Source organism: Streptomyces gilvosporeus (assembly GCF_002082195.1).
GTDB lineage: Bacteria > Actinomycetota > Actinomycetes > Streptomycetales > Streptomycetaceae > Streptomyces > Streptomyces gilvosporeus.
Map to the genome: position 1 here is coordinate 372,145 of NZ_CP020569.1, position 13,542 is coordinate 385,686.

Consider the following 13,542-nt stretch of genomic DNA (forward strand, 5'->3'; position numbering starts at 1 on the left):
CGTTGAGGAAAGCGCGACGCGTGACACCTTCACGCCGTGCCCGCAGCCACTCCCTCTCGTGGGGACTACAGATGTCTCTGCGTGACGATTTCGCGTTTCCGCAGCTGGCAACCTTGCAGGCCCAGCCGTAGACAGGGTGGTCCGTGGGGATTTTGATCACGGAGTCGCGGTAGAGCGGATCGACCGACGGGCCGCCGAGCAGAGCGGTCAGCACTTCAAGCCTGTCGCGAGTGCGACGGGCGCGGACCGGGTCGGCCAGGACGCGGAGCGGTGACGTCGAGCCCATCGTCACTCACCCCATGTCTTCAGCAGCGCGGCGTTGAAGACGGGATCGTTGACGTCCACGTGGGCGTAGATCTCGTCGACCACCTGGGTGGAGGCCCAGCCGCCGGCATCCCGGGTCACCACAAGGTTGCCGTCCGAGGCATCGAGGACCGCGGTCGCGAAGGAATGACGGAAGGCATGGGGGCGGAGCTTGCCCAGACCCGCCCGTGCCGAGGCCCGGGCGATCATCTTGCGGACGCCTTCCGGAGCCCAGGGCAGGCCCCGGTCCGCTCCGTGCTGCTGGACCAGGAGCATGCCGTGGGAGGCACTGCGCGGATACTCGCCCGTGAGGTAGTCGAAGTAGGTGTGGATCATCGCCGGGCTGACCCGCTTGATGAGCCCGCCCCGGATGGTGCCGTCCGTGAGTTCCCAGGGCCGCTTCGTCTTCGCCCGGGCCCCGTTGGGCAGGCCCTCGCGATGACACACGTGGACGTGCGGAGTGCGGCACTCGCCGCAGCTGGCCCCTTCCCGCAGGTGGAGGTCGCACAGATGCAGTCCACACAGCTCGCCGACGCGGAAACCCCCGTCGCTGAGCCAGTCGACGACCAGCCGGTCACGAGCCGAGTTCACCACAGGCAGCAACAGCCCGCGGGCGCCGTCCGGCAGCATCTTCGGATGCCGACGGCGGATCCTGCGCGGTGCCAGCGGCTTCGCCGCCATGTCCTTCGTGATGTGCCCCAGCAGGGCGCGGTCCCGGTCCTGCCTGGTCGGCATTCGTCGCTTGTCGAGCGTCTCGGCCAGCTCGGTGTTGATGCCCAGCTCGGCCTGACGCAGGTAGAAGCCCTTCAGGCACGACGCCGCCGAGGACAGTGCGCTGTTGCCGTACGGACGCTTGCCCACCCGCCACGGCGACCTCAACGGTGCGGCTACCTTCGCCCCGACCGCGCCCATGTACCGCTCCAGGTCCCGGAAGCCGACGCTCTCCGGGGCCAGCCCCTCGTGCTCCAGCCACCGCAGGTGGTCGACGAGCAGGTACGCGTACGGCCGGTCCGACCCGGTGCCCGCGTACTGCGACAGGAACCGCTCGGCCCCCGCGTGTACGCCGCCAGGAGGCTGGACGATCGTGTGCGACCGCCGTCCATCCCCGTGGATGATCTCCTGCACCCTGAGCTGACCAATTGACAGCCTGCGTGCCACGTTGCCTCCGTGCCGACCTGTCCGAAACATGGCGAACACCACGACGCCGGTCGGCAAACGAGCACGGGGTGTCCGTGGTCACAGGCACCACGGACACCCCGAACGACTACAACGCAGGCTGGAAAACCGGGGGAGACACCACCGCAGCCGGCCGGACGTCGGCCCCACCGGCCAGCAGCGCGCTCATCCAGCCATCCGCCGCGTACAGAAGCATCCCGTGCGGCCGCACTCCCAACGGTGTCGAAGCGGCAGTGCCCTCATCACCGCAAGCCTCATCCACGATCAAGCTGCTCAGAGCCCACGCCCCTACGAGATCATCCACGGCATCCTCCCGCTGGTCGCTCCGGCGTCGTCCCGGCCGGCCCACCTGGTCCAAAGGGCCTTCGCCCGGTGGGCGGAGTGACGCTCTCTGGCGGCCGTCCCTGGTCCGGGTGGCCTGCCGGTGGAAGGGAGTCAACCGCTCGCAGGGACGGCTGTCCATGGGTCCGCCGTCCAAAAACCGCGCCTCGATGTGGACTCCGGCGCTCGCCCGGTCCACCGAAGGTGGGCCCGGCGGGCAGCCCCTGCGCTTCTGGACGCGTACGGCCTGGAACCGTGGTTCGGCGCTGGGGGCAGACCTTGACCCTGAGAGCAGGAGGGAGGTTCCATCGCCGGACGGCTGAGACTGACATCGACCTGGGAGTCGTGACGGCGCCGTCGGGAGTCCTCGTACTGGGGATGGCGTCGTGGATCGACTCCTGGCCGCAGCTGGGCCTACCGCTGTCCGAGCGCGCACGTGCCGCAGCGTCGATCGGCGGCGGACACGTCCACGACTGGCTGTGTGAGATGGTCGCGGTTCCCGCCGCCGGTGACAGGCCGTTGATGGTGCGGGCCGGCACGACGGCGTCGCCCTTCGACGGAGGACCGACGATCGCGGTACTTGAGATCGATCTCGGCATGCCATGGGCCGGCACCGCAGGGAACGAACCGATCGTTCTTGGCGACCTACCGGTCGACCGTTGCGGCATGGTGCTCGGTGACGCACTAGCCCTGGCCTCCTGGACCGGAGACGGCCACCCATCAACCGACGGTCTTGCCGACGTCACCTACTGGGGAGGCTACGCGGAGGCCGCCCACCTTCAGTTCGGCGGAGAGCTGATCCTGCAACACGGCAACCAAGTGCGAGGGTGGCTCGACCTGCCTCTCGACGACGCCAAGAAGCTCGTCGACGCCCTCAATGCCTGGGAAGGGGACGAGCAGGGCCGGGGCGTCATGGTCGCGGTCGACGAGCACACCGACTTCCACCGCTTCAACCGGGCGAGCTGGACCCACCCGCTCCGCATCGGCGCCATCGAGGTCGCTGGCTGCCCAGTGCTGGGGATCAACTGGGACAGCGGCGACCACTCGATGAGACATCGTGGCGAACGTCGATGCGGACAGGTCTATCCCGTGACACTTCAGCCGGGCCCCGAAGGCCAGACAACGATGCGCTGGACGATCCCGCCCCACGCTCCCGGTCCCGATGGCACAGACTGATCAGCAGAGCACCAACGACACCTCACGGTGACCAAGGCCGGCTGCCACCGGAGAATATGCGACACCTCACCATGCGAGCCCGCCAGTCCCGACCCCGGTGCGTGCTTTTGGTGCAGCGCGTTCGCCCCCCAAGAGGCCCACGAGGCCCACGAGTTCACGCGAACTGAGGGACTTTACCGGGAACCCGGGGGTCGGTTGCCGGAGTTCGGAAGGTGGCCCCTCGGGTTCCGGGGAACTCAGGCGATGTCGCACGCCCGGCCTACCCGGGGGCCTGCGGCGCCTGCGCGACCAGGAGACCGCGGGCCTTGAGGGGAAGGAATGGTGAGTTCCGGGTGGGTGGGCGGTGTCAGCCCGGACGCAACAGGCGGTCACCGGGGGCGATTTGCCTCCGGTGACCGACTGCCGTCCTCACCGCACGGTCAGCACCAGCTTTCCCGCGGTGCGGCCCGTGCCGCCGAGCTCGTGCGCCTTCGCCGCGTCCGCCAGCTCGAACGTGCCGGCGATCTCGACGCGCAGTCGGCCGTCGGCCGCAAGTCGGGCGATGGCCGCCATCCCGGCGTGGTCGTCCTCCACCAGCATGACCTCCGCGCGCACGCCGAGCCGGGCCGCCTCCCGGGTGAGTGCCGGGTTGCCGTCATCGAGCCGGAGGGAGACCAGGATGCCGTCCGGGCGCAGGCTGCGCAGGGAGCGGATGGCGTGGTCGCTGCCCTGGGAGTCCAGGACGACGTCGGCGTCGCGGACGGCCTCGGTGAGGTCTGTGGTGCGGTAGTCGAGGACCTCGTCGGCTCCCAGGGCGCGCACGAAGTCGTGCTTGGGGGTGCTTGCGGTGCCGATCACGTGCGCTCCACGGGCCTTGGCGATCTGGACCGCGAGGTGGCCGACGCCGCCGGCGGCCGCGTGGATCAGCACCCGCTGGCCGGCTTCGAGGCGTGCGGTGTCGACGAGGGCCTGCCAGGCGGTGAGGGCGGCGAGCGGCAGGGCGCCGGCCTGCACGTGATCGACGGCGGCCGGTTTGGGGGCGAAAGCGCGGGCGGGGCCCGTGACGTACTCGGCATGCGAGCCCGCTCCGTACGGGTACGGCAGCATCCCGAAGACCTCGTCGCCCGGCTTGAAGAGTGTGACGCCGACGCCTGTCGTCTCGATCACGCCGGAGACGTCCCAGCCGAGGACGAACGGGGGCTCGCCGAGGAAAAGCCCGGGGATACTGCGGTGTTTCCAGTCGGTGGGGTTGACCCCTGCGGCGTGCACCCGGACGAGGACTTCCCCTGGCCCGGGCGTCGGCCGTGGCAGCCGGACTTCCTTGAGCACCTCGGGGCCGCCGAGGGTGTCCTGGCTGATCGCGCGCATGGTGGTGATGTCGTTCATGTGCCCCAGCCTGCAGCGCTCGGACACTCGACGGGAGTGGCCTGAATGTCATTCACCGATAGGATCGTGCCATGCATCGTGTCGTCGTCCTGGCGCTCGACGGGGTCTATCCGTTCGAGCTCGGCATCCCCCAGCGCGTCTTCGGCACCGCGGACGGCCGCTACGAGACGGTCACCTGCACGGTCGACGGCCGCCCGGTGCGTACCTCCGCAGACTTCGCGATCACCGTTGACCACGGGCCGGAGGCATTGTCCACCGCGGACACCGTGGTCATCCCGCCGTACGAATTGGCACCGACCTCGGTGAAGCTCCCGGCTCCAGTGGCGGAGGCGCTCGCACTGATCCCGGCCGGCGCGCGCGTCGTGTCCATCTGCACCGGCGCCTTCACGCTCGCGGCGGCCGGGTTGCTCGACGGGCGTCGCGCCACGACGCACTGGGCGCTGGCGGGCCGGTTCCGGGAGGCGTTCCCCCAGGTCGCCCTGGATGCGGACGTGTTGTTCATCGACGACGGCGACGTCCTCACCTCGGCCGGCGCCGCGTCCGGCGTGGACGTATGCCTGCACCTCGTACGCAAGGACCACGGCAGCGAAGTGGCCAACCGCGTCGCACGCCGGTGCGTGGTGCCGCCGTGGCGGGACGGCGGGCAGGCGCAGTACATCGAGCAGCCAGTGCCGGAGCCGTCCGCGGCCGGGACGGCGGCGACGCGGGAATGGGCACTCAGGCGCCTGGACGAGCCGCTGACGCTGACCGACCTCGCCGGGCATGCCCGGATGAGCCTGCGGACGTTCGCCCGCCGGTTCCGGGACGAGGTGGGGGTGAGCCCAGGGCGGTGGCTGATCCAGCAGCGGGTCGCCCGGGCGCGGGAACTGCTGGAGTCCAGCGACCTGCCCGTCGAGCAGATCGCCGGCAGGGTGGGCTTCGCTACGCCCGCGTCACTGCGCCAGCACCTGAACGCCGCGATCGGCGTCTCACCGCAGGCATACCGCCGCACCTTTCAGGCTGCGGGCGACCGCTGACCTCTCCCGGACTGCCGGCACGTCACCACACCAACGCCGGCCGGCACCAGGGCAAGCAGGCTCGTCACCTCGGCGATCGCTCCACCAAGGCGGGCACCTCGTGCTCACGCGGGTCCCTGCGACTCCCGGCGCCGCCCACCCGAGCCTCCTCGCCTTCACCCAGACCGCAGATCGGTCGGACGAGATGAGGACGCTTCAAGAATGCCGAAGTTACGTCACAGACCGCGGAGCGTACGAAGGAGGAAGAGCTTCCTGGCCAGGGGGACATGGACTCAGCGGGGCTCAGGGCAACTCACGGGATGTCGCCCAAGCGCCCGAGTCGATACGGGAGCTCGTGAAATCCGACCCTCCGCCAGCAGGTGGGGCTGATAAAGGGCTGGCCGACTTGAACATGGCCTAGGGGGCTGACCTGGGGAAACGCTGCTCTCTGCGGGTGCCCGATAGTGCCCCGTTGCGCCCTCAAAACCGGTGTTGACCGGGCTGGTGGGCACGGATGAGGCACGGCGGTTTGCGGGGCGGCTCTCGCAGCGGAGGGGCTGCCCCGCCAACCGCTATCCGCAGCCAAGTGCGGCTGCAAAGCCGGTGAGCAGGCAGTCGAGGCCCAACTCGAAACGGGCCTCGGCGTTGGATGCGCGTCCTCCGGCAGTGCGATTGCGGTGCCGTCCGCATCGTCAAGCAGAGCGCGTCGGTCAGGCTCTTCATCGGGATGATGTCGTTGCCGACGCCGTGCCGCTTGCCCAGCGGGAAAGTCACCTGTCGGTCGCCGGTGAGTTTGTCCGCGAAGCGGGGGAAGACCGCCGAGATCCTGTCGTAGAAGGCGCCGATCGAGGTCCCGTCGCCGCGGTAGGCCAGGGGGTCCTCGGGCTCCTCGATCTTGGCGAAGAGTTCGGCGGATTCCCGGCTCAGCCAGCTGAGATAGACATCGAGCGAAGGGCGGACGCCTCCGGGGAGCTTGCCGGGGTACTTCGGGACGGTGGCCGGGTCGGTGAGCTTGACCTCGCCGCCGAGGCTGGTCAGCATGTTGCAGACCAAGCCGAAATGGGTCATCTCATCGAAGATGATCTCGCGGATCGAGTGGTAGACCGACGTCTCGTCACCCGTGGTCGGATTGCTGATCGACCAGAGCGCGTTGGCGTAGGGCGGGATAGTCGACAGCTCCAGCATGATCGCCCGCTGGAGCGCATCCTTGAGCTTCTGCAGATCTCATTCTTCCTCCGGCACGCTCATCAGCTGGACGATTGCGTCGCTTTCGTAGTCCAGCACCGCCGTGGCCATAGACCGTCCCTTCCTGCCCGGTTTTCCCTGGAACGTACTCCGGGGTCGATCAGGCATATGCCTGCGATGCCGGTGTGGTGGGGACTTCATCCGCACGATGGAACGCCGTGACTCGCACTGACGCGAACCTCGCAGACGGCAACGGGGGTGAGTTGACGGCTCGGGACATGGTGCGGAAGCGGGGCAAAGGCACGACCTGCTCGTGCCTCGTGGGGATATGACAGACGCTCACTTCATTTTTTGTGACGAGGCGGCCCCAGGTATCGGTTGCTGCCGGTGGGGGCTGCATAGCGTCTGGGACGAAGCCGGACATCGAACTCCCGCCCTGAGCTTGGGAAGCTCAGGAGGCGGAACCCCCAGGGAACGGAACCTCAGGGCGATCCTCAGCGTCCATCAGGGCACCCGCCGCCTGATCATGAACGCTCATGGAGGTCCTCGCAGCATGACTCGTAGCACGAGTGGAACGGCTCCCCGCTACCTCTACCTCGCGCGGCACGGCGAGGCTTCGCCGGATGAGAGCGAGTTGACGGACAACGGCCGCCGTCAGGCGGTGCTGCTGGGCGAACGGCTTCGGGGCAGCGCTCTCTCGGCGATTCACCACGGTCCCCTTCCGCGGACGGAGCAGACGGCCCGGCTGATCTGCGACCAGCTCGACGACGTTCCCGCGCAGCAGTCGGAACTGGCCGGCGACTACGTTCCCTATCTGGCGCAAAGAGCGGAGCTGCCTCCGGAGTCGGCCGATGCCCTGCTCGACCGCCTGGCCCAGTTCCCGGCCGAGGAGTGCGACAACGGGCCGGAGCTTGCCCGAAAGGCACTCGCTCAGTTCACCGGGCCGGTCGACGGCGACGAGCCTCGCCACGAGCTGATCGTCACCCACAACTTCCTCATCGGCTGGCTCATCCGGGACGCCCTTGACGCGCCGAAGTGGCGGTGGATGGGCCTCAACCACGCCAACGCCGCGCTCTCCATCATCCGATACGCACCCGGCCGACCCGCCTCCGTCCTCTTCTACAACGACATGGGGCACCTGCCCCCGGAGCTTCGCTGGACCGGCTTCCCACCCGAGCTGCGCGGCTGAGAACAGCACACGAAAAATGCGTTTGTTCGAACCCCCGCAGCCGGTTACTCTCCCCTCCATCGACGTGTAGCTCAGTAGCAGAGCACCGGGCTCGGGACCCGGAGGGCGCAGGGGCGGAACCTGCCACGTCGGCTATGAACGACGACGCTGAGCAGCAGCTTTCCGCCTGGCACGGCGCATCCACGGACTACCCGCAGGGTTTGCTGGCTCGGGCTTTCGTGACCGCGTTGACGCATGACGACGCCGAGACCCGGCGCCGGGCCGAGAGCCGTATCGAGCGCTGGCGGGCCGTACTGGCCGGGATGGCAGACGGCCGCCTGGCCATCGGTTCGCGTACCCCGGTGGCCGGGCTGCCCGCCTGGGTGACGCCGGAGGTCGTACGGGGCGGGTTCGCCACGTCCGCCGCGAGTGCCGAGGGCCCGCTCCAGCCGTATGAGCGCGAGGCCGCGTCCGGGGCGGGGGTGCCCGCCGAGCGGCGGGCCCTCTTCGCGTACTGCCTGACCGAACCGGGCCTTTCCCGGCTGTATGCCCTGCTCGACAGCGGCCGCTACGAGATCGCCGTGCCGGAGGAGGCCGCGCTGCTGACCGTGGCGTGGCTCGTGCGGGCCGGGGACGTGGCCGGTGCGCTGGATCTCGTCGACGTACTGGAGCCGTTCGCCGACCGGCTGCGGTTCACGCCCCGGCCGTCCGCCCTCCCCTCCCCCGACGTCGAGGCGGTTCACCGGCGCACGGTCGGCGACGCCGCAGAGGCCCTGGCGCGCCGGAAGCCCCACGCCGCCGTCGAAACGCAGCGCGAGGCGCTCACCGTCTGGCAGCCGTTCGGCGACGAACTCCTCGCCCACTGGCTGGAAACCGCCGGTCCCGGCCCCGTGCTGGAGCGCGTGCCCAACGCCGCCTGGTACGAGCGCGGTGTGGTGCTCCTGCGCCGCTACCACGACCTCGCCGCGGCCCACACACGCTGCACCAAGCACCGCAACCCGAAGGAGAACCTGGGCATCCTGCGCGGCGCCCTGGAGGAGACGGTCGCCGGGCGGCCGCTGGGCGCCCGACGGCTCGGGCTGCTGCGGCACGCGGTGGAATCCATGGTGCGGCGGCGCGGCCTGCCCGGTTCCGGCCGGCATACGCAGCTGCGCACCCGGCAGGCGGCGCAGACGGCCCCGCCCTCGCACCACGCACTCGCCCAACTGGTGCTGCGCCGGCTGGCCGAACTCCCGCAGGAGACGGGTGTGGCCGATGTGGCGCCGCTGGTCGCGGATGTGTCGGCGGACGAGGCGGCAGGGACCGGGCTGCCCGCCGGGGCACCCGTCCCGGTCGCGATCCGGCAGGTGGTCGCGGCCGCGCTGAGCGCCCCGGTCGGCACGCTCGTGGAACGCGGCGTGGTGCCCTCGGCCGAGGTTCTGGCCAAACTGGTACCGCAGTTGGTCGCCGTGGCCGTTGCGCAGGCGTATCCGGACGAGGCGCTGCGCACCCTGATGGCCGCGAACTACCGGGCGTTCCGCAACCGCCGCTCGCTGCTCCTCCTCAATCTCGAACGGCAGGTGCGGGCCGAGGAACTGCCCTGGGTACGCGCCGTGGCCGACCAGCGCGCCGACAAGGAGGGCCGGGAACCGGCGCTCACCGCGCTGCGTCAGCTCGGGGAACTGGCCGTGCAGGCATTTCCCGGCACGCTCCTGCCCAACCCGCTGGTCCGCGAACTGGGCGTACTGGCCCGGCAGGCCGAGGCGGGCGCGCCGTTCGTCGAAGAGCTCGCCGCGGACATCTTCATGGGCACCTTCACCCCGAAGTTCCTCGCGGCGGCCCGGATCGCCGCGGAGCTGCTCGGCGGCACGCTCTACGAGCGCTACTACGGCATCGACTACGCGGCCGTCCGCAACCTCGCCATCACCGAGGCCGGCGAAGCCCTGACCCGTCACCACACGGCGCGCATCTCGCCCGGATTCGCGCGACTCTGCACCGAGCGTGCCGGCGGGTCGACGGGCTGGTCGGTGGCGGCCAACGGCAAGGTCATCGAACAGGCCCAGATCCTCACCACCCATAATCTGGCCACCCTCGTCAGCCGCATCGGCATCAGCCCCGCCCCCGGCTGGGACGATCTGGCGCGGCGCTGCTTCGCCACCGTGTGCCGGAAGACAGCGCGCCTGCACGGCAATCCGCGGCCGCTGTCCACGATCAAGGACGCCGCCTACGCATGGCGTCAGATGCTCTTCCACCTGTCGCTGTGCGATCCCGCCACACAGGCCGAGGTCATCGCCGAACTGGACGAGGAGGCGGCCCGCCATCCCAACCACGTCGCGATGCGGCTCGCCCCGGCGTTGACCGGCCTACGCCAGGTCGCCGCCGGCGGCACGGCGGACTCGGGCGGCGGTCGACGCTTCCTCGGGTGGACCACCCAGCGCCACTGGCTCCTCTCCCAGTCCCGCGGCTGACGGGCGCCGGCGGGGCCGGTGTCCGGGGTGTGTGGTGGGCAGCTGCCCGGGTGGGGCGATTACCCGTCCGCTACCCGTGCGCAAGGAAATCCACGATCGCCGCAGCGAGTTCCGGTGCGGCGGCCGCCGTCCAGTGGTCTCCGGGCACCACGGCCTGCGGGGCATGTGGCAGCGCCGCGGCCAGCTGGTCGGCCGAATCGACGCGCTCGTCGTCGGCCCCCATCACCACGAGCGTCGGCACCTCGATGCGGCCGACCGCCTCCATCGGCGTGGCGACGATCGAGTCCCACACATGGAGCAACGCGGCCGGGTCCGAGCCACTCGACCTGATCCACTGCTCGACGCGCCCCTCCGGCGAGCCCGGCTCGAACGTCCCCATTCCGGCGAAGACCCGCCGCAGGACGGAATCCGCCGCGCCTTCACCACCGAGCACCTGACGCAGCCCCTGACCCGCGACCACCGCCCGGCCTGGTGTGGCGCCGCGCACCAGCATTCTCACGACGATGCGCGCGCCGAGGGAATATCCCCCGAGGTCATAGTCGTCCAGTCCCAGGTGCTCAAGGAGAGCGAAGCCGTCGTCGGTCAGTACGTCGAGGGGATAGGCGGCAGCGTCATGGGGCCTCGTGCTCCTGCCGTGCCCACGAAAGTCCGGCAGGATCACGCGATATCCGCGTGCGGCGATGGTCTCCGCCTGGCCGTTGCGCAGCCATAACTCCGCGTCTCCGGTAAAGCCGTGCAGCAGGACCAGCGGTCTTCCCTCACCGACCTCCCGGTAGGCGAGGTCGACGCCGTCACGGCCGGGGAAGAAGGAGAATTCGGGATTCAGCATGGACCGGACCCTATAGCTGACGTGTCGTCATCGACAGGGTCCGCCCACGAACGGCGGTCGAGGCCCGAACCGCCTGTGACGAGACGAGCGCGATCAAACTCGTTGGCGACGCCGTGCAAAGGCGGCAATCGCCATCGCCAAGGTGGTGTTGGCGGCGGTCCAGAACACGAGCCTGGCGTTCGACCCATTGACCGTCCGCAACTCTCCGTCGGCATGGCGGCAGAACGAGTCGGGCGGAAAATACTGCGAGACAGGAGTGCTGCGCGTGCCATAGCAGGGCGACGTCTCGGGAAACAGGCTCGGCTGCGCGCGCTGCGAGAGGGCCAAGCCGACGGCCACTGTCAGCCACCCGGCCAGCAAGAACACGATCATCATCCAGTGAGGGACCCTCGCTCGCCGCCCCAGCAGCCACACCACGGTGGTTGGCATGACGAAAACGACAAACACGGCGAACAGCAAGATCAGAGCCTTCATGGTCCTTTGACCCTACAGATCACTGATTCGTCGGACCGAACCTGGTGAACACAGGGTCATCCGACGCATTGGAGAGGCGCTCGCACAAGTCCACCTCGCCGACTCTTTGGTTCCCGCTCATCTCGCCCGTCGGCCGGAATCCGAGGGCCAGGTAGAAACCTTCCGGGCCGCCGTCGCCCGGGTGCCAGGTGGTGGTGAGCCGGGTGCCGCCGCGACGGCGGATCTCGGCGGCCACGGACCGCACTGCGAAGCGGCCGTAGCCCCGGCCCTGTTCGCCGGCTGCGATGTTGAGGCGCCAAAGGCCCGAGCGAAGGTCGGTGCCCGTGCCGTCGCCGATCCAGTCGATGCCGAAGAACTCCATGAGGAAGCCGACGGGCCGGTCACCGTCACAGATGAGGCGGGGCCAGGCGATGCCGGGATGGACGTATGCCTCGGCCAGGGACTTCACGACCGGCGCGACCAAGTGCTCCTGATCGGGCCGGACGCGCAGGCCGATCGCGGCGTCGAGGGTGTCCGGGGTGATCTTCTCCAGTCGGAGTGTGCTCGTCATCCGGCGACGATAGGCAGGTTGCTCATGGGAATGCTGAGATTTTGACGTGGCAGCCCGTCAGAGGCCGGATGGATCTTCGGCGTCATGGTCAGCCCGCCGCGGGGCATCGTCGAGGCGGCCGGTCACCACCAGGTTGCCGTCCGGGGTGCGCCGCGCGAGGTTGCCGGTGCGCAAGTAGCCGTCGGGGGTGAAGGTGCGTGCGTTGTGGTCGGGTGCTCGGTAGTAGCCCCGCAGGGTGTACGGACCGCGGGCGAGGAGTTCGCCGGGTTCGCCGTCGGGCACGTCCTTGCCGTCGGCGTCGACGAGGCGGATCTCGTCGTCGGGCGAGAGCGGGCGGCCCTGCGTGCTGAGCACCGTCTCGTCCGGATCGGCGGGCCGGGTGAAGGTCAGCGGCCCCTCTGCCCGACCGAAGACCTGCTGTAGGCGACAGCCCAGTTCGGGGCCTATCCGTTCCGCGGTCGCCCGGGGCAGGGGCGCGCCGCCGATCTGTAGGAGACGCAGGCTGCTCAAGTCGGCCTGGAGCGTGGGGCGTTGACTGGCGGAGTCGGTTGGGTTCGTGGGGCGTTCGTCGAGCCAGCGCTGGGCGGTGGCGGGCAGCACCGATGTGATGGTGACCCGCTCTCGTTCGACGACGGGAAGGCATGCGGCGGGTTCCGGGCTCTCGGCCAGGACGACGGTGCCGCCGACGGAGAGGGTGCCGACGATGCCGGGGCCGCCGAAGGTGAGGTTGACCTGGAACTCGGCGGGCGGTGCGGCGAGATATACGTCGTTCTCGGTGAGGGAGACCAGCTCGGCGGCGGCCCGCGCCTGGTAGGCGTAGTCGTTGTGGGTGCGCGGAATGAGCCGGAGCGCCGCGGTGGTATCGCCGGAGACCAGGAAGAACGCCACCTGGTCGGCGCTCTGCACGGGCGCCCGCACGGGCGCCCGCACGGGCGGGGCGTCGATGGAGGCCAGCGGGAAGTAGTGGCAGCCCGACCGGTCGGTAGCCAGGCCACCGTACGGGGACGAGGCACCCGGTGCCTCAAGGGTGAACACCCGTCGCAGGAAGGGACCTTGAGCCGCAATTTCCGCGGCCATCGCCGTGTGGTCGAAGCCCTGGTACGTCGAGGGACCGACATAGCCGGTCGCCTCGGTGACTCGTACGAGGTGGGACACGTCGGTCGCGCGGCGCGAGACCGGGCAGAACACGGGGATGGTGCCGAGGCGCATCAGCGCGAACACGGTGATGACGAGCTCGGGAACGTTCGGCAGCTGGACGACGACCCGTTGCCCGGGCCTGAGGCCGCGCAGCCGGAATCCGGCGGCCATGCGGTCCACGCGCCGGTTCAGGGCCGCGTACGTGAGGCGAGCGTCGCCGTGCACGAGCGCGGTCCGCGGTCCGTACTCCAGGGCCCAGCCGCGCAGCAGGTTGTCCAGCGTATTGCCACGCCAGTGCCCGGCCGCCCAGTAGCGGTCGACGAACTCCTCGGGCCAGGGCGTGCAGCCGTCGAGCATGGATGTCATTCGCTTTCTTGTGTAGCGGTTTCCGAACCGGGCGGCGTGCCCCCGTCGTC

Annotated in this window: 11 protein-coding genes and 1 tRNA gene; 5 read left to right on the plus strand and 7 right to left on the minus strand. The window is 69.8% G+C overall.

The annotated features are described in order from the left end of the window. Positions 1–288 precede the first annotated feature (288 nt). Positions 289–1,461: a tyrosine-type recombinase/integrase gene (locus tag B1H19_RS01920; RefSeq protein WP_083102531.1), complete on the minus strand. Its 1,173-nt coding sequence runs from the start codon at positions 1,459–1,461 to the stop codon at positions 289–291. Between the two features lie 717 nt (positions 1,462–2,178). Between B1H19_RS01920 and B1H19_RS39515 the strand changes: the two genes are divergently transcribed. Further along, positions 2,179–2,976 carry a hypothetical protein gene (locus B1H19_RS39515; RefSeq protein ID WP_237289035.1) on the plus strand — a complete coding sequence of 266 codons (798 nt, stop codon included), beginning with the start codon at positions 2,179–2,181 and terminating at the stop codon, positions 2,974–2,976. A gap of 408 nt (positions 2,977–3,384) precedes the next feature. Here the strand turns inward: B1H19_RS39515 and B1H19_RS01940 are convergent, their stop codons facing one another. Then, entirely contained in the window at positions 3,385–4,341 is a 957-nt protein-coding gene (locus B1H19_RS01940; RefSeq protein ID WP_083109372.1) for an NADP-dependent oxidoreductase, read from the minus strand. A gap of 71 nt (positions 4,342–4,412) precedes the next feature. On the opposite strand from B1H19_RS01940, the gene B1H19_RS01945 reads away from it, so the two are divergent. Beyond that, a complete protein-coding gene (locus tag B1H19_RS01945) occupies positions 4,413–5,357 on the plus strand; it encodes a GlxA family transcriptional regulator (protein WP_083102534.1) in 945 nt (314 codons plus the stop codon). Positions 5,358–5,816: 459 nt separating this feature from the next. Here the strand turns inward: B1H19_RS01945 and B1H19_RS01950 are convergent, their stop codons facing one another. Next, the gene (locus tag B1H19_RS01950; RefSeq protein ID WP_335755959.1) at positions 5,817–6,557 is read right to left on the minus strand and encodes a ferritin-like domain-containing protein; all 741 of its coding nucleotides are present in this window, start codon (positions 6,555–6,557) and stop codon (positions 5,817–5,819) included. Between the two features lie 517 nt (positions 6,558–7,074). Between B1H19_RS01950 and B1H19_RS01955 the strand changes: the two genes are divergently transcribed. The 3 genes from B1H19_RS01955 to B1H19_RS01965 all read left to right on the plus strand — a co-directional run bounded on the left by B1H19_RS01955 (position 7,075) and on the right by B1H19_RS01965 (position 10,136). Beyond that, positions 7,075–7,710, plus strand: coding sequence for a histidine phosphatase family protein (locus B1H19_RS01955; RefSeq protein ID WP_083102536.1), 636 nt, complete (start codon positions 7,075–7,077; stop codon positions 7,708–7,710). 60 nt (positions 7,711–7,770) lie between these two features. Further along, a tRNA-Pro gene (locus tag B1H19_RS01960) sits at positions 7,771–7,842 on the plus strand. Positions 7,843–7,844: 2 nt separating this feature from the next. Beyond that, positions 7,845–10,136, plus strand: a complete 2,292-nt coding sequence (locus B1H19_RS01965; protein WP_083102537.1) for a hypothetical protein — start codon at positions 7,845–7,847, stop codon at positions 10,134–10,136. A gap of 70 nt (positions 10,137–10,206) precedes the next feature. Here B1H19_RS01965 and B1H19_RS01970 read toward each other — a convergent pair whose 3' ends face one another. The 4 genes from B1H19_RS01970 to B1H19_RS01985 all read right to left on the minus strand — a co-directional run bounded on the left by B1H19_RS01970 (position 10,207) and on the right by B1H19_RS01985 (position 13,492). Then, a complete protein-coding gene (locus B1H19_RS01970) occupies positions 10,207–10,965 on the minus strand; it encodes an alpha/beta fold hydrolase (RefSeq protein WP_083102538.1) in 759 nt (252 codons plus the stop codon). A 93-nt stretch (positions 10,966–11,058) separates the two neighbouring features. Beyond that, positions 11,059–11,439 (minus strand): hypothetical protein, encoded by a 381-nt coding sequence (locus B1H19_RS01975; protein ID WP_083102539.1) that lies wholly within the window; start codon positions 11,437–11,439, stop codon positions 11,059–11,061. 19 nt (positions 11,440–11,458) lie between these two features. Further along, positions 11,459–11,989, minus strand: coding sequence for a GNAT family N-acetyltransferase (locus B1H19_RS01980; protein WP_107425841.1), 531 nt, complete (start codon positions 11,987–11,989; stop codon positions 11,459–11,461). A 57-nt stretch (positions 11,990–12,046) separates the two neighbouring features. Then, positions 12,047–13,492, minus strand: coding sequence for a (2,3-dihydroxybenzoyl)adenylate synthase (locus B1H19_RS01985; RefSeq protein ID WP_237289036.1), 1,446 nt, complete (start codon positions 13,490–13,492; stop codon positions 12,047–12,049). Positions 13,493–13,542: the final 50 nt, after the last annotated feature.

What these genes read in the sequence shown, in the direction of transcription:
- B1H19_RS39515 (WP_237289035.1), top strand. Translation starts at nt 2,179, where the DNA reads ATGGCGTCGTGGATCGACTCCTGGCCGCAGCTGGGCCTACCGCTGTCC.
- B1H19_RS01940 (WP_083109372.1), bottom strand. Translation starts at nt 4,341, where the DNA reads ATGAACGACATCACCACCATGCGCGCGATCAGCCAGGACACCCTCGGC.
- B1H19_RS01945 (WP_083102534.1), top strand. Translation starts at nt 4,413, where the DNA reads ATGCATCGTGTCGTCGTCCTGGCGCTCGACGGGGTCTATCCGTTCGAG.
- B1H19_RS01955 (WP_083102536.1), top strand. Translation starts at nt 7,075, where the DNA reads ATGACTCGTAGCACGAGTGGAACGGCTCCCCGCTACCTCTACCTCGCG.
- B1H19_RS01965 (WP_083102537.1), top strand. Translation starts at nt 7,845, where the DNA reads ATGAACGACGACGCTGAGCAGCAGCTTTCCGCCTGGCACGGCGCATCC.
- B1H19_RS01970 (WP_083102538.1), bottom strand. Translation starts at nt 10,965, where the DNA reads ATGCTGAATCCCGAATTCTCCTTCTTCCCCGGCCGTGACGGCGTCGAC.
- B1H19_RS01975 (WP_083102539.1), bottom strand. Translation starts at nt 11,439, where the DNA reads ATGAAGGCTCTGATCTTGCTGTTCGCCGTGTTTGTCGTTTTCGTCATG.
- B1H19_RS01980 (WP_107425841.1), bottom strand. Translation starts at nt 11,989, where the DNA reads ATGACGAGCACACTCCGACTGGAGAAGATCACCCCGGACACCCTCGAC.
- B1H19_RS01985 (WP_237289036.1), bottom strand. Translation starts at nt 13,492, where the DNA reads ATGACATCCATGCTCGACGGCTGCACGCCCTGGCCCGAGGAGTTCGTC.